Source organism: Clostridium beijerinckii HUN142 (assembly GCF_000621745.1).
GTDB classification, from domain to species: Bacteria; Bacillota; Clostridia; order Clostridiales; family Clostridiaceae; genus Clostridium; species Clostridium beijerinckii_A.
In genome coordinates, this window is sequence record NZ_KK211336.1 from 1 (window position 1) to 22,750 (window position 22,750).

Below are 22,750 nucleotides of genomic sequence, written 5' to 3' on the forward strand. Positions count from 1 at the left end.
CATGAAGAAAAGATTAACAGATTAATGACAGATATATCAAAAAGAACTCATTTTGTGATGGCAGGTTCAATGGATAGTTTTAATCAGCCCTTTGTTCCATTATTTGATTTAGCTATACATATTACTGCATCTGTTAATACTAGAATTGCCCGAATTCATAAGAGAGAATATGAAGTATATGGAGAGAGAATTTTAGAAGGTGGCGATATGTATGAAGTACATTGCCGTTTTCTTGATAACTCAGCAAGATATGATACAGATGGCTCTCCATGTATGAGCACCCATACACAATGGGCAGATTCGTTGCCTTGTAAAGTACTTAGGTTAAGTGGTGATGGGGAGTTAAATAAGAATGTTGAAATAATAGTCCATGAATATTGGAAACTGGATTCTCAAGAGTAAGTTTATTGAGAATTTTGATGTAAAAATTCCAATTTATCGTTGAGGTAATTCGCAATCTTAAAATTTTACGTAGTAAATTACATTGATATTTTTTGATAATTAAGTAATGCTACCTTTACAAAATATATTACAATTAGTGAATAATTGTGGGTTTAAGCAAGAATTTTAGCTAAGAGTGAATTTTCACTTATAATATGAATAAAGAAAGGTGTGATTACTATAGATAACTTTTTTAAGCCAATGTTAGCTTGTATAAGTAAATTAAGTCTATTTATAGGAAACTTATTAATGAAGTATAATAGTCTTTTTCTATATGTCTTTTTTGCATGACTTAAGTCAATTATCGGCAGGGGTTTCACTATGGCATAGTACTGTTTTAGAGATGAGTACATTAGCGATTATTAGTTTAATTGGAACTATATTAGGTTTTATCACATGAAAAAGATTTGTACATGTACAATTTTGGGATATTTATTATCAATTCTATCTACAAATGCCTATTACCATAAAAGAATCTACTTTAACTTTCCAATGCAAATGCTGGTAGGGTTTATTTGTATAATTCCATTTATTATTTCTTTTCATTATATTTTAGATAGAAAAGACAATTTAAAATAATGAAAACTTTTTTATGTTATTTATTACAGGAATGCTTGGTTTTGAACCAGTAATGTTGAAATAATAGCATGAAATATTAAAAGCATAATTTTAGTTTAAAATAATTAGTGCCCTGACAAGGGTAAGCAAGTAGGACAAACTAACTGTATAATTCATAATAGTAATTTATTGGAGAGTGATAATACATGAAAAGTAATAAAATGTTTCGAATAATATATTCTCTAACTATATTCGTGTTATTTTTTTTAACCTTCTATGTAGGATTTGAAATTATCAAATTGAAGCACAATATAATTAGCTATATTATATTAGTAATTATAAGTGGCTGTTTGCTACAGCTATGTGTAAAAATATTTAGTAGAAGAAACAAATGATACATTCCTTGAATTTTGGACAAACAAAAAATGCATTTACAGTATATGCTATAATAGAAATATAGAGGAAGAATAACTTGATTGCATTATTTATATTATAAGGGGAATGATCTTTATGAATAGCTTGTTTTTAGGATTTGTAGCTTGCTTTGTAGCATATTTTATAACAGACTTTTTTTGTCAAAGATTAGGCGTAGAAAGATTAATAAATAGTAAAAGACATATGAGAATTAGCTTATTTCTAATTGCTGCAGTATTTAATATTATTGGCACATCAATTATTGAAAACTTTTCTTCAAGAGAGTATCACTTTTTGCTTAAATCTTTTTTAGCTGGAGCAACTTTCTACTTTATTGTTTTTATATTGCCATTTAATAATAAAAAGATTAAATAACAATATATTTACAATTTATAGTATACTTCATTCAGAACAGTAGCTTATTAGTAAGAAAGCAAAACAGTATATATTTTTATATCATATTAGAGCATATTGTAGAAAGTATTAACTTTTAAATATATATATTAACTTGTGATATTAGGAGGCAATTAGAATTGATAAAAACTAAACAACAAGCAGCTGATTTAGTGCTAGTAGTATTAACAGTTATAGTTGGCATAATTTCGTATATTTTAAACTTAGGGTGGATAAGAGTAATTTTTATTATTCCATTTTTAGCATATAACACTATTCTATTGATTTCAGGTATAATTTATGTTTTAACGAGTCGCAAAGAAGGAAGAGTTAAAAAAAGGAAGGCATTTTATCTTGGTTTATTAACATATATTCTTTTTAATGTATTTCTTTTTGATGGTGGTGATATTGGACCTGCGTATTGCTTTTTTGGATTAATAAAGATATATGGCAGTGGATATTTCTTTTATTACACATCGATGATTAGCCTTATTATAAGCTTGATATGTATTATATTAAATATTAAAGCAATTATGAGTAAAAAAGCTGTAGTTTAAATTAGTATTGAAAAATTTAATGGCATCACATATATTTTATAATTATCTGAAATAAACAAGTATCAAATTATTTCAGAAGTGATATGCTCCTTTTAATGTAAACAGATTAAAAAATAGAAGTCTGTCTACATTAAAAGGAGTATTTTTGTGCCTAAAATACTAGTAAATATTATATTTAGACTGACTGGTTAAGTAGTACAAGCTGTTGATTTTAGCATATATCAAGATAGTAAATATATAATTTATAACAATTTACAGTAATTTTTAAATTTAATAATTAATATAATCAAGAGTAATAATTTTGAAATTAAAAAGTATTATGGTGAAAAGGTATCTGAATTTAAGTGAATTGAATACTCAATAGACTTTTTAAAAACTAAGATAAATTATAGTTAGTTTATAGCACATAAATTTAATATATTAAAAATAAATTATAATAAAGAGAGGAAAAGAGATGAAAGTAAAGAGAATTATTTTATCAAGTTTTATATTATTATTACTAATGTCAATTGGGGTGTATGCAGCAGATAAGCATATAGTAGATGATGCCAAAGTTTTAAAACAAGATACTATTAATACTGTTGAAGAAAACTTAGCCAAGATAGAAAAGAATACAGATGTAATAGTTAAATTTGATGTAGTCAAAACATTGAATGGAAAAAGTATTGATGATTACTCGAAAGAATATGCAAAGAGCAATATAAGTGGAGAGCAATACATTTTATTTGTAACATCAATAGGTGATAAGAAAAATAAAATTTTAGTTGGCGATAAGGCAAATGATATTTTGTCCCAATCAGATATATCCAATATTGTTGCATTACCAAATTCAGACTTTAAAGCTAACAATTTTGATAGCGGAATTATGAAAGTTGGAAAGGCACTAGATGAAAAAGTTACAACTAAGGCAGTTAATACTGGCAAAGCTGAGGTGGTAAAGGATGGTTATTCAAAAACTGTATCGCATAAAACAAATTATTTTGGGGTATTTATTATTATAATAGCTATCATAGTAATTGCAATAATATTATTTAAAGTCATAAAAAATAAAATGAATAAAGATTATGAAGAAAGAAAAAAGAAATTCGCTGAGGAAAATAATTTAGAATCATATTTAGATTCTGATGATAACTCATTTCATTCAGGTAATGTAAGTAAAAGTGAAACAAAGCAAAATTATTCAAGTCACGGAAATGACTCAGATTATAGAAACAATAATGAGTCTTCTTCTAATTTTAATAACAATAATTCGGCTTTTAATAATAACTCAACAAGGACCTCAGATAATGGATCAAACAATTATGATACATATCCTTCAGGCAGCCATGTAAATAGTACTACTATAATAAATAACAATAATAGTAATAATGATTTTCTAGAAGGTATGATCGTAGGTGAAATGGTATCTGAATCTTCACGTAATCATCATGAACATTATAATGAGCATTATCATGAAGAACATGGATATAGAGATGATAACGAACATTATAGGGAAACTTCATCATATAATTCTAATAGCTTGGGTAACAACAGTTCTAAGGAGTCTAACTCATCATCAGATTCAAGTAGCGATTCAGTATATTTATCTGGTAATTGGGATTCAGATAATAGTACAAGCAGTTGGGACTCAGATGGCGATTCAAGTTCAGATTCAGATAGTTCATCATCTAGTTGGGGATCAGATGATGACTCAAGTTCAAGCTCAGAAGAATCATCATCTAGTTGGGATTCAGATAGCGACTCAAGTTCAAGTTCAGATGACTCATCATCTAGCTCAGATTCTGGATCTAGTGATTGGTAAAATAAGATGGACAAAACCAATTTATTATTAAGTAAATTTAAAGCAAAAGTAACTAATGGAATTACATCATATAAAAATTGAATAAGGTGATATCAGTAGAATATGCTATGGATGCAGAATTTACTGATAAGTAATTACACAAAGAGTTGATTTAACATTTGTATTGTGCTAAAATTAATTTACAATTTTCAGATTACAAATTATAATTTAATTATATATTTAAGTTTTCTAGGGTTCCGCAGTTTGTAACTGGCAGGTCCGAGAGAAAACGCATAGTTTATACTATGTTCACGGAAGGATAAAAGCCTGGGAGATATTTTACAATATCTCCTTGGCTTTTTTTATTTTTATTATTAAGGAGGCACAGATTAATGAAAAAATTTATTATTGAAAATGATTTTTGGAGTCTATTTCCTAATGCGAGGATAGGTGTTGTTATTTGCCAGGGGATAGATAACTCAATAAAAGATGAAGACAAGTATAAGGATATGATTTGCAATTCAGAAAAGGAAGCTTTGAAATATTTAAGCAATACAGAATTCAGTAGTAATGAAGTTATAAAAGTATGGAGAGAGGCATTTAAAAAGTTTAAAACAAAGAAAGGTGCAAGATCATCCATTGAGGCATTACTAAAGCGAGTGAATAATGGAAATAATTTAGGAACTATTAATCCATTAGTTGATATTTATAATTCTATTTCATTAAGATATGGATTGCCATGTGGTGGTGAGGATATAGATAAATTTGTAGGAGATATAAGGTTAACTACTGCCGTTGGAAATGAGGAATTTATTCCACTTGGAACAGACGAAAACTCACCTCCATATGAAGGAGAAGTAGTTTACAAAGATGATAAAGGTGCAATATGCAGATGTTTTAATTGGCGTGAAGCAGTGAGAACAATGCTTACTGAAAATACCCAAAATGCTCTTTTATGCATTGAATTAATCGATGAAAGAAGAACAGAAGAGTTTGAGAATGTTCTAAAGGATTTATCAAAAGCTGTGCAAGATAGTTTAGGCGGAATATGTAAAATCTCGATTCTTGACATTAATAATAAAGAAGTAACAATAGAGTAATTTTGGGAGGATAAATTAATGAGTGGTTTCAGTTATAAAGATATTTATATAGAGGATGGAAAAAAGGTGCTTGAAGTTAACATACTTCCTGAAAAGCATTGTAACTTTGATTGTATATTTTGTCCTATTGGAAGGTCGCAAAATAAGGTGGATACTCAGAAGTCATTTGATGAAATGGATAATTCATTAAAAGAACTAAAAAGTATGATAGAAAATGCTAATGTAGAATTAATTTTTATTAACTCCAAAGGGGAGGCGCTAGTTAATGATAAAATTGGTTATATAATTGACCTAATTAAAGATAAAGGTTTACCAGTACGACTGCTATCTAATGGATATTTACTAGGCAGAGATGAATACATAGAAATAGCCAATAGATGTGATGAGGTTATTGGAGAGATAAAAACAATAACAGAAGAAGATTTTCAAAAAATCCAAAGACCAATCGAAGGATATACTCTTAATGAATATATTTCAAATATGGTTTCCTTTAATAAACAGTACAATGGAAAATTTATATTTGAGGTTACTATAATTAAGGGATATAACGATGATGAGGAGTCAATTCAGAAGATGAAAAAAATTATTAAAGAAATATCTCCTGACAAGATAATAGTTGAAAGAATGGAAGATGAAAAATTTAAGAAAAAGCTTGGCATAACTGATGAAAGATTTGAAGAGATTTCAAAGGAATTACTAAATAGTTAATAAAAATACTACCTAATGTTTATAATAAGAAATTTATAGGTCAAATTGTTTGATAACTTTTAAAATAGCAAAACTATACAGTCTATGAACTATAGTTATTTATAAATATTATAGGGAGAGTGAAATTCATGACATGGTTAATGTTAATTATTGCAGGTTTATTTGAAACAGGATGGGCTATAGGATTAAAGTATTCAGAAGGATTTACAAAGCTTATACCAAGTGTATTTACTATAGCTGGCATGATAGCAAGTTTCTATTTTTTATCGTTGGCATTAAAGAGTCTTCCTTTAGGCACTGCATACGCAATTTGGACTGGAATTGGTACAGTTGGCACTGTAGCTTTAGGAATAATACTATTTAAAGAACCTGTTGATATAATTAGAATAATTTGTATTGGATTTATAGTGGTTGGGATAGTTGGATTAAAGATTGTATCTTCACATTAACTAGTGATTTTATATGTAATCTTCTTTTTTATTTGATAAGCCTTCTTTCATAATTTTAAGGTATATACTATATAACTAAAATTATTATGTGAGTATGTAATAAAAATATTCATTAAAAGTTATGCTCTAAAAGTGAGAAGCCAAGTTTTATATTTAGGTTCTTAATTTTAGAGCATTTTATATTGTGGCAGAAGAATTTTACACATAAGCTTTTGAGTTTATTAAGTAGTATATTTATAGTAGAGAGGGAAGGTCGCAGATGCAAACTATCAGATAAAAAATGTGCATGGTGTATTTACTACACACTTTCCACATACTTCACTACCTACACTGTTTGGATCATCACCAGATTCATCAGTGTAAGAACTTCCAAACTCTGTATATAATTCTCCATTTTTTCTTAATACGATGTAGCATTTATGTCTATCATAGCCATCTAGAGTCAATGCACCTGATGGACAATGTTTTACACAGATACCACAACTTCCATTCTTTTTATATAGGCAAAGCTCTTCTTTTAAAGGAGAATCTGCTTTTACATCTAGATTTGTTACAATGGTGTTATACCTTCCGCAGCATCCAACCTTAGTTATAAGCATATTATTTATACCAAAGGTTCCAAGATCAGCAGCTTTTGCAAAATGACGATGAGACCAATTGTTTTTAATATCTTCTGGTCAAATGTAGAAGCCTCAGGCGAAATATCTGCATGATATCCAAGTTTTCGTAGTTCTGATATTATATATTCATTAAGATTAACAAACATTGCATTGGTTTCTTCGTAAGCTAAAGCCCATTCAGGGGAGGAAATATCCCCAGGAGTTCCATTGGTCCTAGCCAATTCTTTAGTGAATGGAACAAAGTATGCTATGACAATTGATGCATCGGAAAGTACATCCATTGGTAATTTATGAGTTGGTGTAATAAGCTCCTTAAAATTTAAAATGTAAGGATCATTAGCATCAGCAAAACCTACTAAAGGCTCACCCCATTTGGTTGAAATATTATCTTGCTTCTCATATTCTTTAACAAAGTTTTTTATCAATTTAGTGATTTTTTCTTTCATACTAAAGCATATCCTCTCCTAGTATTATTATTAAAAGTATGTTTGCAATCTGGAGGAAGAAAGAATAATGAATCATCTTTTAAATCTAATTTCTTATAATCAGTTTTTATAGAAAGGGCACCTTTAAGTGGCAAGATAAGTTGTCCATATTCATGAGCATGAGTATTACTTTTAAAATTATATATTCTACGCTCACATTTTATATTATCCAAGAGTATTACTCCTTTCTTTTTTTATAATTTACGATTGATATATTAAATTTATTATAGCATAGATATGGAGGTGCTATTTTAGATACCATACCTCCAATAAGCTATTATGATAATAGTCAGTCATACAATTTGTGATTCATGTTATTTAACAACACTTTATTTGGTTAAAGATTGTAGAACTGCTGAGCTTGGCGGACATGTATATGAATCTTCTTAAATCATTCCATCGAACTTATGTTAATTGATTTGTATTGAGAAGGAGATACTCCTACATATTTTTTGAAGCATTTGCTAAAGTAAAAAATATCATTAAAACCAACTAAAGATGAAACCTCAGATACTGTGTGACCATCCTTTAGTAAATCTTTTGATTTACGAATTCGTATATCAATTAGATATGAAATGGGAGATTTTCCTGTCACATTTTTAAAAATATTTTCCAAATAGGATGGGCTTATATTAATAGCCAATGATAGATCATTCAATGTCAACTTATCAGTAAAATGATCTGTCATATACGAAATTACTTTTTCAACTTTACGTATGTTATCGTAATTAAAATCATTTTCGAAGTTTTTTTGTAAAAGTAGAGATAAAATTTCTGAAAATATAGCTCTACCCTTAATAACTCGATTATGTTTTTCAAATAACCAAGTTCTTGTGAACTTAGAAAATAAGTCTAGCAGATGAGAAAATAAGAATTTATCTTCAATCTTATTTATGCTGGAAAAAGGTAATTCTGCATTACGCAGTTCCCAACTATCACCATTGAAATAAGGCAATGTATATAGGAAATCTATAGTATAACACTTCATTAAGTTATCTGGAAAAGTATATCCTTTACGAGAATCGCCTGGTCTGTAATATACAAGACTTCCTTTAGTAACTTTAAATTCATTGTTGTTACATGTTAATACAGCTTCACCATCATAAACGAAAATAATGTTATGTTTATCGTAGATAGGGGAACCTTTGAATTGCCAATTAGGAGTACATTCACGATTGGCTACATATGTAATTTGTGTAAAAATATTTTCGAAATCTTCGATATTGAACAAGTTAATAAGAATCGCTCCTTTCTAAATGTTATGTTTTTAATTTATGTAGGTAAGTAATTTGAATTATTGACTTATATATAGCTGGTATTCGATGAAGTATTAAATAACTGAGCATGTATAATTTCTCTATAAAATATAGTAAGATAGTACAAATATAAGCACATTGTACATGTTTTATGTAATCGAATTAATATACAATATACTTGAAGATAAAGAACCTAACAACAGAGTCGGGATAGCTGTTTCTATTATAATTGTTCATTCTATACTATTGCAATAGTTCTAGAGAAAGTTTCATTAGATTAAATGGAATTATACAAATCAGATATGCATAAAAATCATGGATTAATGTCTGAATTTGTTGATTTAAAAAATGATGAACTGGAAAAAAGCTATTTTAAAAAAGGAGGAAAGTCTTATGAAAACAGTTATGATTAACAAACCAAATGATTTGCAAATAATAGAAATGGATAAGCCTGTAATAACTGAACATGATAATGTATTAATAAAAATGAAAGCAGCTGGAATTTGTGGCTCTGATGTTCATATTTATCATGGGCAGAATGCAGCAGCTACTTATCCAAGAGTTATTGGTCATGAAATGGTAGGAGAAGTAGTAGAGGTTGGTAGTAATGTTACTAAGATTAAAGCTGGAGATAGAGTAATTGTAGATCAAGTGGTAAATTGTGGCGAGTGTTATGCATGTAGAAAAGGAAGAGGAAATGTTTGCGCTAACCTAAATGTAAGAGGGGTACATATTCATGGTGGATATCGTGAGTATATTGCAGTACCAGAATCAGATGTATATGTACTACCGGATAATTTATCATATGAAGATGCGGTAATGATTGAACCTGCTACTATTGCAGTACAAAGTTGTTCAAGAGCAGAGCTTACTAAAGAAGATACATTACTTATTCTTGGATGTGGTGCTCTAGGCAGCAGCATATTAAAAATTGCAAGATTAAGTGGAGCTACTATTATAGCAGTAGATGTAGTAGATGAAAAAATAGAAGAAGCGAAGAAAAATGGTGCCACATATGGAATTAATCTTTTAAAAGAAGATGTTGTAGCAAGAGCTAGAGAATTAACTGGAGGATACGGTCCAACAGTTTCTATAGATGCAGCTTGCACAAAAGATTCTCTTGCTACACTTTTAGAGTTAACAGGAAATGCAGGTAGAGTAATTACAATGGGATTCTCTGTAGAACCAACAGCTGTTACACAATTCAAAATTACTGCAAAAGAATTGGATGTAAGGGGCTCTAGGTTACAAAATAAAAAATTCCAGGAGGTTCTTAACTTAGTTGAAGAAGGAAAGTTAGATTTAACAAATAGCATTTCTCATAAATTTAATTTTTTAGATGCACAAAAGGCATTTGATTTCGTAGATAGTAGGGATCCTAGTATTAGAAAAATTGTACTGACTTTTGGTAATTAAACAAAATTTATAGAATAATAATATTGTAAATTAAGGAAAAACAAAAGTTCATAAAAAACTTATCTAATGTTAGAAAACTTACACAAGCTATAAAATTGTCAAAGAAAAATATTAGCTATGTAAATGTTTAAATAATGCAAGAATTTACACAAGAAAATGAAATGGAGGATTTGTTTATGACAAGAATATCTTTTGAAACAATGAAAAATGAAATTAAGCGTGTATTATTATCAGTTGGAATGGAAGAGAAAAAAGCTGATATTTGTGCACAAATTCACACAGAAAGCAGTGCAGATGGAGTTTATTCACATGGGTTAAATCGTGTTAGCAGATTTGTTGATTATGCAAAAAGGGGATGGGTTGATGTTAATGCGGAGCCTACTTTGGTGAATAAATTTTCTTCAGTAGAAAACTATGATGGAAATATGGGGCCAGGAATACTTAATGCTAAGTTTGCAATGAATCGTGCCATGGAAATAGCTTCGAGTCAGGGAATTGGACTTGTTACTCTAAAAAATACAACTCACTGGATGAGAGGTGGAACATATGGATGGGATGCAGCTAATAAAGGTTATATAGGTATTTTGTGGACAAACACAGAATCTTGTATGCCTGCATGGGGATCTAAAAGTACTTGTGTAGGAAATAATCCTTTTATTATGGCAGTTCCAAGAGAAAAGGGAAATATAGTTCTAGATATGGCTATGTCTCAATATTCTTATGGAAAATTACAAGTTACACGATTAAAAAACGAATTGCTTCCTTTCCCTGGAGGATTTGACAAAGAAGGTAATTTAACTTCAGAACCAGGACCAATTGAAGAAAGTATGAGAATACTACCTATGGGTTACTGGAAAGGTTCAGGATTTTCAATATTATTAGATGTAATATCAGCTGTAATATCAGGTGGATTGGCTACTGCTGAGATAGATAAAGTTCAAAAAGGAAGTTGTGGAAGTTGCAATCAAGTATTTATTGCGATAGATCCATATAAAATACTAGGAAAAGATCAGGTTGAACAATTACTTGATAATACTGTAGAATATATTAAAGGGGCTCAACCAACAAAAGATGGAGGAGAAATATATTATCCTGGAGAAAATTCAAAGAATAAAAGAGAAGATCAAATGAAAAATGGAATTGTTGTAGATGATGGCGTTTGGAATGAATTGTTAAGTTTATAGATGAAGGAGTGATTATAAAATGATATTTGGAGATTTGAATCATTTAGAAATTGAAAAAAAATATATCCAGCAGCAATAGTTAAAGCACTTGAATTTTTAAAAAATACAGATTTTAATGCATTAGAAAATGGAACATATGAAATTCAAGGAAACGAAATTTTTGCAAAGATATTTGAAACAGAAACTGCGGTTTTGGATGAAAGAAGGCCAGAAACGCATGGTAAATTTATAGATATACAATATTCTCTTCATGGTAAAGAGATTATTGGGTTTGCTAGAAAGACAGGAGAACAGAAAATTAGTGAAAATCTTTTAGAGAAAGACGATAATGTCTTCTATGAAAATGATATTAAAGATGAAATTTATTTAAAAATGAATCCTGGCGCTTTTGCTATATTCTTTCCTTATGATGTCCATAGACCTGCGTGTAATTATGAAAAAAATGAAAAGATAAGAAAAGTAGTAATAAAAGTATCAGTAAACTGTTTGTAGAACGAATAATATAAATAATGTCTGAAATTACAAAAATAAAAGAGATCATATAGGATTAAAATCTGTTACTTAAAGACTAAATGGTAGAGCAAAGTTAAATAGAGTTATGGAAAAAAGTAGACAAATTCTATCTTCCTAATTAAAAGTATTAAAAATTAAGGAGGGTAGGATGTCTACACAAAAATATATATAAACATTTCGTATTTTAAGATGAGGCGTATAAAATACCAACTTTCAGCATATCCCACTGCATACGATATTTGCCTTATCATCAAATTAATCTATTTTATTATAAAATATTAAATTTCTTTTTTCTGTATTGAGAGGGAGTACACCCTAGTGTTTTATGAAATATTTCCGTAAAATAGCTTGAACATGTAAATCCACATTGAAGTGCTATTTCAGTAACTGAAAGGGAAGAAACCTTTAGCAGTTCAATGCTCTTTTCTAAACGATATTCTGTTAAATAAGAAACAGGAGTCTTATTCAAAATAAGCTTAAAAATATCACAACAGCTACTGCGACATACATTTCCTGCAGCAGCAATCTCATTTAAAGTAATTTTTTTCTGATAATTTTTCTGTATGTATCCTATCATATTATGCATGGCCTCAAGTTTTTTATCATCAGCTGTTTCTTGAATGGAAATACTCTCCTTTATATTGCTATAAAGGCTTAAACATATTACATTAAAAAGGCTCATGACATGTAATTCAAAGCCATCTTTTTCTTCATTACATAATTTATAAATGTTTTTCAAAGTCTCAATTAGGTTTCTTTGCCAGATGATTTCTGGATTCAATATAAAAAATGGGTTGAAGGTATCTTCACATACCGGCAGTATATAAGTTTCTTTAATTCTTGCAATATTAGAAAGAAGAAATGGTGGAAACAAAATACATATAAAACTACAATCAGAGCCATCAGTAGAATATCCATAATGCATTTGTTCAGAATTTATAAAAATTGCCTGTCCTTCTTGCAATTCATAGCTTTTTCCATTTACGGAATACGACATTTTACCCTTTAAAAGCAATGTGAATTCCCAATCGGTATGCCAATGGTTAGCAGCAGCCATAGCTGGATAATCTGAAAGCAAGGACTTTTTCGCACGAACAGGAAAATCTGCGAAATTATAAGATACAACTTCTGAGTTATCATTTAACAGTGTCATCTTTAACATAGTTTCACCTCCAAAAGTTATGAATATTAATTAATATACTATTGTTATAAAAATATAGCGTATTCTTATATTTTTATTAGTTGTTATGGAATATTATTATAATATAGACGAAGAAAGAAATCAATTGAAGGGATAGTAATTTGAAAATAACTTTGATTGGGAAAAGAATATAAAAAAAGGAGAGACTCAAAATGAGTTATATTGATTTACATATGCATTCTATTTATAGTGATGATGGAGAGTTTAAGCCTCAAAAATTAGTTGATTTATGTTTAGAAAAAAACATAAAATATTTTTCTATTGCAGACCACAATTGTGTAAAAGGAATAGAGGCAGCGAAAGAGTATTGCACTGGTAAAGGTATTGAAATTATTCCAGCAATTGAGTTGGATTGCACTATTAACAAGGTTAATTTGCACGTCTTGGGATATGGTATAGACTATAACAATCCAATTTTTTATGAAATTGAAGAGAATATTATATTGCAAGAACAATGTGCTTCAAAAAAACGTATGAAGCTGATTCGAGAATTAGGAATAGACTTTTCAGATGGAGTAATTACTTCATTATCTAGGAATGGAGTAGTTAATGGTGAGATGATTGCTGAAGCAGCAATGGAATTTGATAAGAATCATGAAAATCCATTACTTATGCCATATTATGAGAATGGTTCAAGACATGATAATCCGTATGTTAATTTTTATTGGGATTATTGTGCTCAAGGCAAACCTGCTTATGCTGAAGTAAAGTTTATAAGTTTACAAGAAGCAATTAAAATCATTGAAGAAAGTGGTGGAATACCTGTTCTAGCACATCCAGGAAATAATGTTGGGGAAAATATCAACTTATTAAAAGATATAATTTCGTGTGGTATTAAAGGAATAGAAGTTTATAGCAGTTATCATAGCAAAGAACAAGTGTCATTTTATAAGGAATTTGCTTTAAAACATAAATTGCTTTTAACATGTGGAAGTGATTTTCATGGAAAAACTAAACCTAGTATATCTATAGGGGGAACTGATTGTGAGAGGAATGAAGAGAATATTATATCAGAATTAAAATCTTTTCTGTAGTCATATTAATTTTAAAAGGTGGAAAAAGAGGGATGAAAGCCAAAAGAGTAAACTTAGATAAAGCAAATATAGTGTTTATTGGACTTATCATAATAAATATATGTGCATCCTATCTTGCTGGCAGCACAGGAATTTATGCAGCTACAGCGTTTCGTGAATATGGCAGGTTAGATTTGTTTAATGCTATGTTTGTAATAGAACCACTAGCAAGAAGTATATCATTACTTATTTCTGGTAGAGCAGGAGAATATTTTGGACGTAAACAATTGTATATATGGAGTGTAGGTGCGTTTGCTTTAAGCGTTGGAATTAGTGCAGCAGCATCAAGTGGAACTGTATTTCTTATTGCTAGAGGAGCTTCAGGTTTCTTTTGGGGACTATTTTTTGCAAATGTATTTACTATGATAAACGATATAGTATCTGAAGAAGAGTATCCAGTTAGGATTGGAATTATGCAGACAGTTTATTCTTTGACGCTCATTTTGGGTCCAGTACTTTGTGGAATATTTACAGAGAGATGGAGTTGGAGAATATCCCTTGCTATCCTATTTCCTTTATTTATAATCGGAATGATATTTGTGGGATTTTTTATGCCAAGAAGTAAAACAAAAAATAGAATCATTATAAAAAGCAGCATAAAGGAATATGATAAAGGAGAAAATCTTCATATAAATAGAAGCAATAAAGAAGAATTATTTATCGTAAAATTACTAAAACAAAAGGGATATTTAACAATAATTTTAATTACTTTCATAGCTACATGCATTTCATGTAGTGGTAATTACATACCACTTTATGCGCAGACAGTATTAGGAGCAAACACGACTATTAGTGCTATTATCCTTGCACCGTGCAATATTTTTGTTATGATATTATCAAGTGCCTCTGGCATATATATATCAAAAAAGGGGTGCACAAAGACAATTGTTATATTGATGTCAGGTGCTATTTTGATAGGGACGCTTATTTATGTATTAACATTGTTTATATCAAGTTACTTTGTGATTGTAATATCTACTGCAATCATTGGTATTGGAGTTGGAATACATCAAGTTGTTCCATTTGCATTTGCACAGAGGCATTTAGATGATAAACTAATTGCAGAAGGAATATCATTTATTAGCTTTGTACAAGGCATTGCAGGAGTTATTGCAGGAATGATATATTCAGCAACAATGAGAAATGGAATAGCATTTTCATTGGCATTTACAGTTGTTTATAGTGTTTCCTTAATATTAATTGCTATCTTAAAATACAAAGTACCTCAAGGTGAAGAATAAAAAGATATTCTTATAAGGTAGCATATATATTGCAATAATAAGTTTATATTTAAAGCTTTGACAAGCTGACAACTCAATTAGAGCTGCAATTTAGAAGCTTAATTACGATATATAAGTAATTGTAAATGTTTTAATGAACAATATAAGGTGGATTTTTATATAATCTATCTGAATTTGGAAAAATGAGCTTCTTGCCTAAGGAAGTTTTGCAGATGTTAGATATTAATAAAATAGTTATATAGATAAAGAAAAGGGGAATAGAAAAATGAATCAAAAGGAAAGAATGCTAGCAGGATTACCATATAAAGCTTGGTTAGATGGACTTAGTGAAGAAAGAATGGAAAATAAGCTAAAAATACATGAATATAATTTACTTCGTCCAGATGAAATGAATAGAATGGAGGAACTTATTAAAGATATTTTAGGTAAGACTGGTGATAAAGTTTTTATAGAGCAGCCATTTCACTGTGATTATGGTCAAAATATCGAAGTGGGTAATAACTTTTTTGCTAATTATAACTGCACGATATTAGATGTAGGAAAGGTAGTAATAGGTGAGAATGTTTTGTTTGCACCTAATGTATCAATTTATACTGCAGGACATCCAATTCATCCAGAGTCAAGAAATTCAGGTTATGAGTATGGAATTGACGTTATAATTGGTGATAATGTGTGGGTAGGTGGAAGTGTTGTAATAAATCCAGGTGTTAAAATTGGAAATAATGTTGTAATTGGTTCTGGAAGTGTAGTGACTAAAGACATTCCAGATAATGTGATAGCAGTAGGAAATCCATGTAAGGTTGTACGCGAGATTACAGAAGAAGACCGCAAATATTATTATAAAAACAATGAGTTTGATGTTGATGATTACAACGTTTAATTGTATTTAATGGATCAGCGTAGAAATTTTAAGTTAATAATAAAGGAAGTGCAAATATGAAAATAGAACATGTAGCTATATGGACTAAGGATATAGAAAAATTAAGAGACTTTTATGTTACTTATTTTGAAGGAGTTGCTGGAGATAAATATATTAATCATAAAAAACAATTTGAATCATATTTTATTAAATTCGATTCAGGAGCAAGACTTGAAGTTATGCAGATGCCAACAATTCCTTCAAATTTAAATGATGCTATTAATCAATATATTGGGCTAATTCATATTGCTATTTCTGTAGGCAGTGTTGAAAAAGTTAATGACCTTACTGAGTCATTAAGAAATGCAGGTTATGAGGTAGTAAGTGAACCTCGTTATACTGGAGATGGGTATTATGAAAGTTGTGTTTTGGATCCAGATGAGAATAGAATAGAAATAACTGAGTAAGACTAATAACTTTAGGAAATATAATAATATACAGGATATTTTATAGATGTGAATTTAAATAAAAATATGTGTTTATTTTTTAGTGAAAATTGATATAATATAAGTAAGATTCTAAATCTATGATTTATCTAATAAAACTTGCATATAGTGTAAGGAAATAGTATAAAAATGAAAATAGTGAAAAACATACTGCAATATGCTTTTCACTATAGTATATAATTCTAGTTGCTTAGGCAACTGGTATCACTAAGATTTTTATTTAAAAAATAGTAGCCTTCCAATTGAACCTGGGGCTACTATTTTTTTGAGATTTTTTCTATAAGAACCACTATCAATGTTAACAGCGATATTAAGAATAATCCACCTTGAAATAGTAATGTTAAAACGTCATTACTGATAAGTATCACCTCCCTTCAAAAAAAGAGGTAAGTGATACCAGTAGCCCACAAAACTATTGAATTATACATGGAAATTATATCATAATATTTAAAAGGTTTCCATATAAGTCGTGGCAAGAATATATAAAAATCTATTATTGTACATGTTAATTTCTGAAATCATTGTAAATAAAAAGTTGAACAACATCATACAAGAACTATTTTAATTTCTATGATATTCTTAAAAAACAGACATAAGGAAAGGAGGAAAATAGATGTTAAATGAAGTTAGGACTGTTTGTTTTGATACAGAGCTAAGCATAGAGGCTTATAACTTTAAAGGTATCATGCAGAAGTTTCCCAATCACTTTCACGACTACTATGTTATTGGGTTTATTGAGAATGGAAAAAGATATTTGTCTTGCAAAAATAAGCAGTACATTATAGAAACAGGGGATTTAATATTATTTAATCCTGGTGATATCCATACGTGCGAACAAATTGATGATAGGACGCTTGATTATAGGTGCATTAATATTAAAAAAGATGTTATGAAAAAAATCACATTTGAAATAACAGGAAAAGAGTATCTACCTAATTTTACGGAATTTGTTTTATTCCGTAATGAACTTACATCTTCTTTAAAAGAGTTACATCTTATGATAATGGAGGAGGAGAAGAATTTAAAAAAAGATGAATTGTTTCTATTCATAATGGAGCAATTGATAAGGGAATATTCAAACCCAGTTTCTGAAATGATTATACAGGAAGCTAGTGAAGAAATTAAGACAGTGTGCGATTATCTAGAAAATAATTATATGGAAAATATAACATTAAATCAATTAAGCAATTTAACTGGATTAAGTAAATATTATTTGTTACACTCTTTTACTAAACAAAAGGGAATATCACCATATAATTATCTTCAAACAATTCGTATTAGTAAGGCAAAAAAAATGCTGGAACAGGGAGTTGCTCCAATAGACGTAGCATTCAAAACAGGATTCACAGATCAAAGTCATTTTACAAACTTTTTTAAAAAGCTAATTGGGTTAACGCCAAAGCAATATATGAATATTTTTATTAATAGATATAGGAGTAAAGAAAATGAGCAATAACAAAGTTAAAGCAGGACATTTATCAGCAGTTATGACAATCTTAATTTGGGGGACAACCTTCATTTCAACTAAGGTATTATTAAAAGATTTTACACCAATTGAGATTTTGATCTTTAGATTTGTAATTGGCTATCTTACATTGCTTTGCATATGTCCATATCATATAAAAAAGGTTGAATTTAAACAAGAACTTTATTTTGCAGCAGCTGGATTAGCAGGAGTAACCTTGTATTTCCTTTGTGAAAATATCGCATTGAGCTATACTCTTGCAACTAATGTAGGTGTAATTATTTCAATTGCTCTATTTTTTACAGCTGTTTTTGCCAATCTGTTTTTAGATAATGAAAAGTTAACATCATACTTTTTCATTGGACTTACAATAGCAATAGTAGGGATACTTCTTATAGAGTTTAACGGAAAATTTGTTTTAAAATTAAATCCATTTGGTGATATATTAGCAATACTTGCTGCTATTTTATGGGCGGTTTATTCTGTTGTTATGAAGAAAATTAGTCAATTTCAATACAATACCATTATCTGTACTCGTAAAGTATTTTTTTATGGATTGATTTTTATGATACCTGCCATATTTATTTTTGATTTCAAGCTTCAATTATATAGATTTACCAATGTATCAAATCTAATGAATATCTTATATTTAGGCTTTGGAGCATCTGCATTATGCTTTGTAACTTGGAATTGGTCAGTTAAGATTTTGGGAGTAGTTAAAACAAGCATATATATTTATATGGTCCCTGTAATAACGGCTGCTTCATCCGCTGTTATTTTACATGAGAACATAACCTTTATTTCAATTATAGGAATTATCTTAACATTATTAGGGCTCTTTATTTCTGATGGAAAACAGATCATAAAATTTAGGAGAAAAGTAGAAGATGGAGGAGCAAAATACAAAGAAAATGCGTTATAGTACTAAATGAAGATCTTTATTCGAGCATCATTGATAATATGTTAGCTATTATATTAGGGGTGCAAGCTGCAATTTAGCGCTTTCAGCGAAATTTTCATATTCCTGAGAAATAACAATGTTTCTACTTTCAGTGAAGTATCGCATAAGTCTAAGTTAAAAGCTGAGTATCTATATTAAATCATATCAAATTATATTTACATGCTTATATAATAGTGGTACAATTTAATTCCTTAATATATAGTAATATATTGGAATTTTAAAGAAAGGTTTGGTAATGAAATATGATAGATACAAAGGTATTGATAGAAAAAGCGTTTGAAGCACAAAAATTTTGTTATACTCCATACTCTAATTTTAATGTAGGTGCGGCTTTACTTTGTGATGATGGAACAATATATCAGGGCTGTAATATAGAAAATGCAGCATTTACGCCAACAAACTGTGCAGAAAGAACAGCTTTCTTTAAAGCAATTTCAGAAGGAAAAAAGGAATTTATTGCAATAGCAGTAGTAGGAAATAAAAAAGGGGTAAAACCTGGCGAAGGAGACTTTTGTGCACCTTGTGCAGTATGTAGACAAGTTATGGCAGAGTTCTGCGATTTAAAGACTTTTAAAATAATTATTGCTAAAAGCACAGAAGAATATTTAGAACATACATTAGAAGAACTTCTTCCGTTAGCATTCACTGGTAAAAATTTAAAATAGATTATTAATACTATATATAAATTCTGGATAATACAGTTCATTCTTTAGTTAATATGGATTGTATATTAGAATTATCAAATAACTATTTCAATATAAAGCTCTACCCAACGGAGAATATAAGTTTTCTGTTGGGTTTATTTTACTGCTTAATATATGATTATTAAACGATTCTTTGATTATTACATAAGAAATATTTTCTCCAATTGCAGCTAAACTTAAAAATTCAAAATTAAAAATAGAACTGGATAATTTAGCATTAAAATACAGATTACAAGAAATAAGACAAGTTCTAAAATAGTAGAGCCAATTAGTGGAGCTACTATTTTAGAAGTTATGTAACATGGCATATTTAATAAATGGTTCGATATAACTATTATACATTAAGCTTTAAAGGTTATATTAAATCTGTGGTGATTGTAATTATTTTTATTATTATGTAAAAAGTGGTATAATACGAATATAGTCATGCTTATTATGATAAATGGAGGAATATTGTGAATATACCAATAATAAAAATAAAAAATTTAGTGAAAAAATATGATAATAGATTGATTTTTGATGATATAAGTTTAGATATAATGAAAGGCGAAAGTATTGCTTTAACAGGGCATAATGGTATGGGGAAAAGCACATTAATAAAGATTTTGAGCGGTATTACAAGTATAACTTCTGGAGAGGTTATTCGAGACAAAAATCTTAAATTTAATTATATTCCGGAAAATTTTTCACCGCTTAATATAAAAGCAGGTGAATATATTAAGTTAATAGGAGAAATAGAAGGAATATCAAAAGATGATTTTGTGAAGAAAACTAATTACTTATATGAGGAGTTTAACTTAGAAAATATGATAAACACTTCTATGAAAAACTTATCTAAAGGAACTCTGCAGAAGATTTCGGTAGTTCAGGCACTTTTGTCAAAACCAGATATTTTGTTATTAGATGAGCCATTATCTGGACAAGACAGTGATTCACAAAAAACGTTTATTAGAATGGTAAGAGAGCTTATAAAAGATGGCGTTACAGTAATAATGTCATGTCATGAATTATTTTTAATTGATCAATTATCTAGTAGAATATTACAGGTTAAAGATTCTAAAATATTGGAAATTAAAAGTACAGATATTAGTTCTGAGAAATATGCTTCAATGACTTTTTATAGAAAGGAAACAGATAAATCTTTTGTGACTCAAAATATTAAGGGAATCTACGATTATCAGGAAAATGAGAATTATATAGAATTTAAAACAAAATTAAGCGAAAGCAATAGGGTTTTAGCAGAAATGATTAATAATGGTTATACTTTAAAGTATTTTGAAAGGTAAAAGGAATGTAGCTTATGTTAATATCGGTATTAAAATATAATTTTAAAATGTACATAAAATCTCACAAATATATAATGCCTTTTTTTATTTTTATAATATATATGGTAATGGCTTATTCCATAAGACTCCTTGATATTGTAGGCAGCATGGTATCTTCAGCAGCTTTTCTTTTTGCTTTAATGACCTGGATTGGTTTTACTTATTGTAGCAATATAGAATTAATTGCAGAAGAAGTTTTAATATTAAAACTAAAGAGCCATACACGCTACTGGATATCTAAAATTATTTTTATGGGTGTAGTAGGAGTATTCTTTTCTATATTATCTGTTGGACTTCCTATTATTTATAATTTAATTTGTAATGTTTTTAAATATCCCGTTACATTCAGCGATATATTTGTTTCGTTTTTTATTCACACGTTTTTATCAATAATAGGAGCATTAATTGGAATGTTATTACAACCAAGACTAATATCAAATAGAAAGATGGCTATATTAGGTGCAATCTTTATTGTATTAATGAGTATAATTAAAGGACCAGTAATTAATGAGGTTCCATATTCAAAATATGTGATGTGGATTTTTCCTCCTATAAATGAGGTTTCAACAGCATATTTAAATCTTATGCATTTTAATATACCTAATTTAATTATGCCATTAATTATTATGATAATTTATATTTTTATAGAGAGTTTTATATTAATAAAGAGAATGAAAAAAGTGTTGTTTTGATATACTCCATTTTATAATAGACAGTCCTAATACGTTAATAGGTAACAGTAAAAGTCATAAATGCCTTACATTCTATGAAAGCTAATAAAGAAAACTTCAAATGTGATAGTCAAACAGAAAAACTTATAGATAGACTAACACCAAAGGAACGTGAAGTTGTAAAGCATGTTATAGATGGTAAAACCAACAAGGATATTGCGAAGGAATTGTTTGTTACGGAAGGTACTGTTAAGAATTATGTTTCTAAGATATTAGAAAAACTTGAATTAAACAATAGAGCAGAACTGATTGTCACATTGCGCATATAGAAGTTTTTATGTTGAATTTTATAAAAAAACAATTAGCTTAGGATAAGTATCCTTTTTTTGGTATAAGTTTGAAAATAAGAGTCTAGCGGGAGTTTATTTTTTATTAATAATAAAGGGGACTGTCAACTATATAAATCATATATCATATTCGTTTAGCATTTTATTCTAATTTTCTAAAACAGACTCTTCGCAATTTGCTTACTTATAGAATAATAAGCATGAATCATTCTAATGAAAAAATAAAATATGAAGAACAGCATAACATATGTGTTTCCTTAACCAATGTCACTCTATAATCATATAATAATCTATATTTATAAAAATAAGGAGAAGACAAAATGAGGAACGAAGATATCTCAAAAGGTTATTATAATCAGTATGGGCAATATATATATCCGCCTAATAAATTCTGTTATGATTATAAAGCGTGTTGTTGTTGTAATTGTTGTCGAGGAATTCCAGGAACGCCAGGGTTACCGGGCGCGACTGGAGCAACCGGACCAGCGGGAACAACCGGACCAGCGGGAACAACCGGACCAGC

Annotated in this window: 24 protein-coding genes, 3 pseudogenes and 1 riboswitch; of the genes and pseudogenes, 22 read left to right on the forward strand and 5 right to left on the reverse strand. The window is 29.0% G+C overall.

Annotation, left to right across the window (positions count from 1 at the left end; genetic code table 11):
• From T483_RS31725 to sugE, 7 genes are all read left to right on the forward strand, one after another.
• The coding region (locus tag T483_RS31725; protein WP_035790480.1) for a shikimate kinase at window positions 1-402 on the forward strand (402 nt) is incomplete at its 5' end.
• A 1,107-nt stretch (window positions 403-1,509) separates the two neighbouring features.
• A complete protein-coding gene (locus tag T483_RS0121175) occupies window positions 1,510-1,788 on the forward strand; it encodes a hypothetical protein (RefSeq protein ID WP_026888628.1) in 279 nt (92 codons plus the stop codon).
• A 158-nt stretch (window positions 1,789-1,946) separates the two neighbouring features.
• A complete protein-coding gene (locus tag T483_RS0121180; protein WP_026888629.1) occupies window positions 1,947-2,363 on the forward strand; it encodes a hypothetical protein in 417 nt (138 codons plus the stop codon).
• A gap of 454 nt (window positions 2,364-2,817) precedes the next feature.
• Window positions 2,818-4,164 carry a TPM domain-containing protein gene (locus T483_RS0121185; RefSeq protein ID WP_026888630.1) on the forward strand — a complete coding sequence of 449 codons (1,347 nt, stop codon included), beginning with the start codon at window positions 2,818-2,820 and terminating at the stop codon, window positions 4,162-4,164.
• Between the two features lie 217 nt (window positions 4,165-4,381).
• A riboswitch (guanidine-I (ykkC/yxkD leader) is annotated at window positions 4,382-4,479 on the forward strand.
• 56 nt (window positions 4,480-4,535) lie between these two features.
• Entirely contained in the window at window positions 4,536-5,243 is a 708-nt protein-coding gene (locus T483_RS0121190) for a B3/B4 domain-containing protein (protein WP_026888631.1), read from the forward strand.
• A gap of 18 nt (window positions 5,244-5,261) precedes the next feature.
• Window positions 5,262-5,951, forward strand: a complete 690-nt coding sequence (locus T483_RS0121195) for a radical SAM protein (protein WP_026888632.1) — start codon at window positions 5,262-5,264, stop codon at window positions 5,949-5,951.
• A gap of 128 nt (window positions 5,952-6,079) precedes the next feature.
• Window positions 6,080-6,400, forward strand: coding sequence for a quaternary ammonium compound efflux SMR transporter SugE (sugE, locus tag T483_RS0121200; protein ID WP_026888633.1), 321 nt, complete (start codon window positions 6,080-6,082; stop codon window positions 6,398-6,400).
• A gap of 269 nt (window positions 6,401-6,669) precedes the next feature.
• Here the strand turns inward: sugE and T483_RS29615 are convergent.
• The 3 genes and pseudogenes from T483_RS29615 to T483_RS0121215 form a co-directional block, all read right to left on the reverse strand.
• Window positions 6,670-7,466, reverse strand: a pseudogene (locus T483_RS29615) (epoxyqueuosine reductase).
• A 23-nt stretch (window positions 7,467-7,489) separates the two neighbouring features.
• A pseudogene (locus T483_RS0121210) lies at window positions 7,490-7,678 on the reverse strand (AraC family ligand binding domain-containing protein); the annotation flags it as partial.
• A 218-nt stretch (window positions 7,679-7,896) separates the two neighbouring features.
• Complete coding sequence (locus T483_RS0121215) at window positions 7,897-8,736, reverse strand: helix-turn-helix domain-containing protein (protein WP_026888635.1); 840 nt, start codon at window positions 8,734-8,736, stop codon at window positions 7,897-7,899.
• 306 nt (window positions 8,737-9,042) lie between these two features.
• On the opposite strand from T483_RS0121215, the gene T483_RS32520 reads away from it, so the two are divergent.
• The 4 genes from T483_RS32520 to T483_RS29620 all read left to right on the forward strand — a co-directional run bounded on the left by T483_RS32520 (window position 9,043) and on the right by T483_RS29620 (window position 11,853).
• Complete coding sequence (locus tag T483_RS32520; RefSeq protein ID WP_278247468.1) at window positions 9,043-9,174, forward strand: hypothetical protein; 132 nt, start codon at window positions 9,043-9,045, stop codon at window positions 9,172-9,174.
• Complete coding sequence (locus T483_RS0121225) at window positions 9,155-10,177, forward strand: zinc-binding alcohol dehydrogenase family protein (protein ID WP_026888636.1); 1,023 nt, start codon at window positions 9,155-9,157, stop codon at window positions 10,175-10,177. Before T483_RS32520 ends, T483_RS0121225 begins: the two co-directional genes overlap by 20 nt.
• Window positions 10,178-10,353: 176 nt before the next feature.
• Complete coding sequence (gene yiaK / locus T483_RS0121230) at window positions 10,354-11,361, forward strand: 3-dehydro-L-gulonate 2-dehydrogenase (protein ID WP_026888637.1); 1,008 nt, start codon at window positions 10,354-10,356, stop codon at window positions 11,359-11,361.
• A gap of 75 nt (window positions 11,362-11,436) precedes the next feature.
• Window positions 11,437-11,853 carry a YhcH/YjgK/YiaL family protein gene (locus T483_RS29620; RefSeq protein ID WP_242841921.1) on the forward strand — a complete coding sequence of 139 codons (417 nt, stop codon included), beginning with the start codon at window positions 11,437-11,439 and terminating at the stop codon, window positions 11,851-11,853.
• A 289-nt stretch (window positions 11,854-12,142) separates the two neighbouring features.
• Here the strand turns inward: T483_RS29620 and T483_RS0121240 are convergent, their stop codons facing one another.
• A complete protein-coding gene (locus T483_RS0121240) occupies window positions 12,143-13,036 on the reverse strand; it encodes an AraC family transcriptional regulator (RefSeq protein ID WP_026888638.1) in 894 nt (297 codons plus the stop codon).
• 191 nt (window positions 13,037-13,227) lie between these two features.
• Here T483_RS0121240 and T483_RS0121245 point away from each other — a divergent pair, with 191 nt between their 5' ends.
• The 4 genes from T483_RS0121245 to T483_RS0121260 all read left to right on the forward strand — a co-directional run bounded on the left by T483_RS0121245 (window position 13,228) and on the right by T483_RS0121260 (window position 16,715).
• Window positions 13,228-14,109, forward strand: coding sequence for a PHP domain-containing protein (locus T483_RS0121245; RefSeq protein WP_026888639.1), 882 nt, complete (start codon window positions 13,228-13,230; stop codon window positions 14,107-14,109).
• A gap of 32 nt (window positions 14,110-14,141) precedes the next feature.
• Complete coding sequence (locus T483_RS0121250) at window positions 14,142-15,389, forward strand: MFS transporter (protein WP_026888640.1); 1,248 nt, start codon at window positions 14,142-14,144, stop codon at window positions 15,387-15,389.
• Window positions 15,390-15,654: 265 nt separating this feature from the next.
• Window positions 15,655-16,269, forward strand: a complete 615-nt coding sequence (locus tag T483_RS0121255) for a sugar O-acetyltransferase (RefSeq protein WP_026888641.1) — start codon at window positions 15,655-15,657, stop codon at window positions 16,267-16,269.
• Between the two features lie 56 nt (window positions 16,270-16,325).
• On the forward strand, window positions 16,326-16,715 hold the full coding sequence (locus tag T483_RS0121260) for a VOC family protein (RefSeq protein WP_026888642.1): 390 nt from the start codon (window positions 16,326-16,328) through the stop codon (window positions 16,713-16,715).
• A gap of 296 nt (window positions 16,716-17,011) precedes the next feature.
• Here the strand turns inward: T483_RS0121260 and T483_RS32260 are convergent, their stop codons facing one another.
• The gene (locus T483_RS32260) at window positions 17,012-17,122 is read right to left on the reverse strand and encodes a putative holin-like toxin (RefSeq protein ID WP_236886675.1); all 111 of its coding nucleotides are present in this window, start codon (window positions 17,120-17,122) and stop codon (window positions 17,012-17,014) included.
• Window positions 17,123-17,367: 245 nt separating this feature from the next.
• On the opposite strand from T483_RS32260, the gene T483_RS0121265 reads away from it, so the two are divergent.
• From T483_RS0121265 to T483_RS31730, 7 genes and pseudogenes are all read left to right on the forward strand, one after another.
• Complete coding sequence (locus tag T483_RS0121265) at window positions 17,368-18,210, forward strand: AraC family ligand binding domain-containing protein (protein ID WP_026888643.1); 843 nt, start codon at window positions 17,368-17,370, stop codon at window positions 18,208-18,210.
• Complete coding sequence (locus T483_RS0121270) at window positions 18,200-19,141, forward strand: DMT family transporter (RefSeq protein WP_026888644.1); 942 nt, start codon at window positions 18,200-18,202, stop codon at window positions 19,139-19,141. Before T483_RS0121265 ends, T483_RS0121270 begins: the two co-directional genes overlap by 11 nt.
• Before the next feature lie 281 nt (window positions 19,142-19,422).
• The gene (locus tag T483_RS0121275) at window positions 19,423-19,845 is read left to right on the forward strand and encodes a cytidine deaminase (protein ID WP_026888645.1); all 423 of its coding nucleotides are present in this window, start codon (window positions 19,423-19,425) and stop codon (window positions 19,843-19,845) included.
• Window positions 19,846-20,339: 494 nt separating this feature from the next.
• Complete coding sequence (locus T483_RS0121280) at window positions 20,340-21,170, forward strand: ATP-binding cassette domain-containing protein (RefSeq protein ID WP_026888646.1); 831 nt, start codon at window positions 20,340-20,342, stop codon at window positions 21,168-21,170.
• Between the two features lie 101 nt (window positions 21,171-21,271).
• Entirely contained in the window at window positions 21,272-21,901 is a 630-nt protein-coding gene (locus tag T483_RS0121285; protein ID WP_242841904.1) for a hypothetical protein, read from the forward strand.
• 74 nt (window positions 21,902-21,975) lie between these two features.
• On the forward strand, window positions 21,976-22,209 hold the full coding sequence (locus T483_RS30260; RefSeq protein ID WP_080697116.1) for a response regulator transcription factor: 234 nt from the start codon (window positions 21,976-21,978) through the stop codon (window positions 22,207-22,209).
• A 338-nt stretch (window positions 22,210-22,547) separates the two neighbouring features.
• Window positions 22,548-22,750: pseudogene (locus T483_RS31730) on the forward strand (hypothetical protein); the annotation flags it as partial.

Excerpts from the sequence above, each read along its gene's own strand:
- T483_RS0121175 (WP_026888628.1), top strand. The coding sequence starts at position 1,510 with ATGAATAGCTTGTTTTTAGGATTTGTAGCTTGCTTTGTAGCATATTTT.
- T483_RS0121185 (WP_026888630.1), top strand. The coding sequence starts at position 2,818 with ATGAAAGTAAAGAGAATTATTTTATCAAGTTTTATATTATTATTACTA.
- T483_RS0121190 (WP_026888631.1), top strand. The coding sequence starts at position 4,536 with ATGAAAAAATTTATTATTGAAAATGATTTTTGGAGTCTATTTCCTAAT.
- T483_RS0121195 (WP_026888632.1), top strand. The coding sequence starts at position 5,262 with ATGAGTGGTTTCAGTTATAAAGATATTTATATAGAGGATGGAAAAAAG.
- sugE (WP_026888633.1), top strand. The coding sequence starts at position 6,080 with ATGACATGGTTAATGTTAATTATTGCAGGTTTATTTGAAACAGGATGG.
- T483_RS32520 (WP_278247468.1), top strand. The coding sequence starts at position 9,043 with ATGGAATTATACAAATCAGATATGCATAAAAATCATGGATTAATGTCT.
- T483_RS0121225 (WP_026888636.1), top strand. The coding sequence starts at position 9,155 with ATGAAAACAGTTATGATTAACAAACCAAATGATTTGCAAATAATAGAA.
- yiaK (WP_026888637.1), top strand. The coding sequence starts at position 10,354 with ATGACAAGAATATCTTTTGAAACAATGAAAAATGAAATTAAGCGTGTA.
- T483_RS0121240 (WP_026888638.1), bottom strand. The coding sequence starts at position 13,036 with ATGTTAAAGATGACACTGTTAAATGATAACTCAGAAGTTGTATCTTAT.
- T483_RS0121245 (WP_026888639.1), top strand. The coding sequence starts at position 13,228 with ATGAGTTATATTGATTTACATATGCATTCTATTTATAGTGATGATGGA.
- T483_RS0121250 (WP_026888640.1), top strand. The coding sequence starts at position 14,142 with ATGAAAGCCAAAAGAGTAAACTTAGATAAAGCAAATATAGTGTTTATT.
- T483_RS0121255 (WP_026888641.1), top strand. The coding sequence starts at position 15,655 with ATGAATCAAAAGGAAAGAATGCTAGCAGGATTACCATATAAAGCTTGG.
- T483_RS0121260 (WP_026888642.1), top strand. The coding sequence starts at position 16,326 with ATGAAAATAGAACATGTAGCTATATGGACTAAGGATATAGAAAAATTA.
- T483_RS0121265 (WP_026888643.1), top strand. The coding sequence starts at position 17,368 with ATGTTAAATGAAGTTAGGACTGTTTGTTTTGATACAGAGCTAAGCATA.
- T483_RS0121270 (WP_026888644.1), top strand. The coding sequence starts at position 18,200 with ATGAGCAATAACAAAGTTAAAGCAGGACATTTATCAGCAGTTATGACA.
- T483_RS0121275 (WP_026888645.1), top strand. The coding sequence starts at position 19,423 with ATGATAGATACAAAGGTATTGATAGAAAAAGCGTTTGAAGCACAAAAA.
- T483_RS0121285 (WP_242841904.1), top strand. The coding sequence starts at position 21,272 with ATGGTAATGGCTTATTCCATAAGACTCCTTGATATTGTAGGCAGCATG.
- T483_RS30260 (WP_080697116.1), top strand. The coding sequence starts at position 21,976 with ATGAAAGCTAATAAAGAAAACTTCAAATGTGATAGTCAAACAGAAAAA.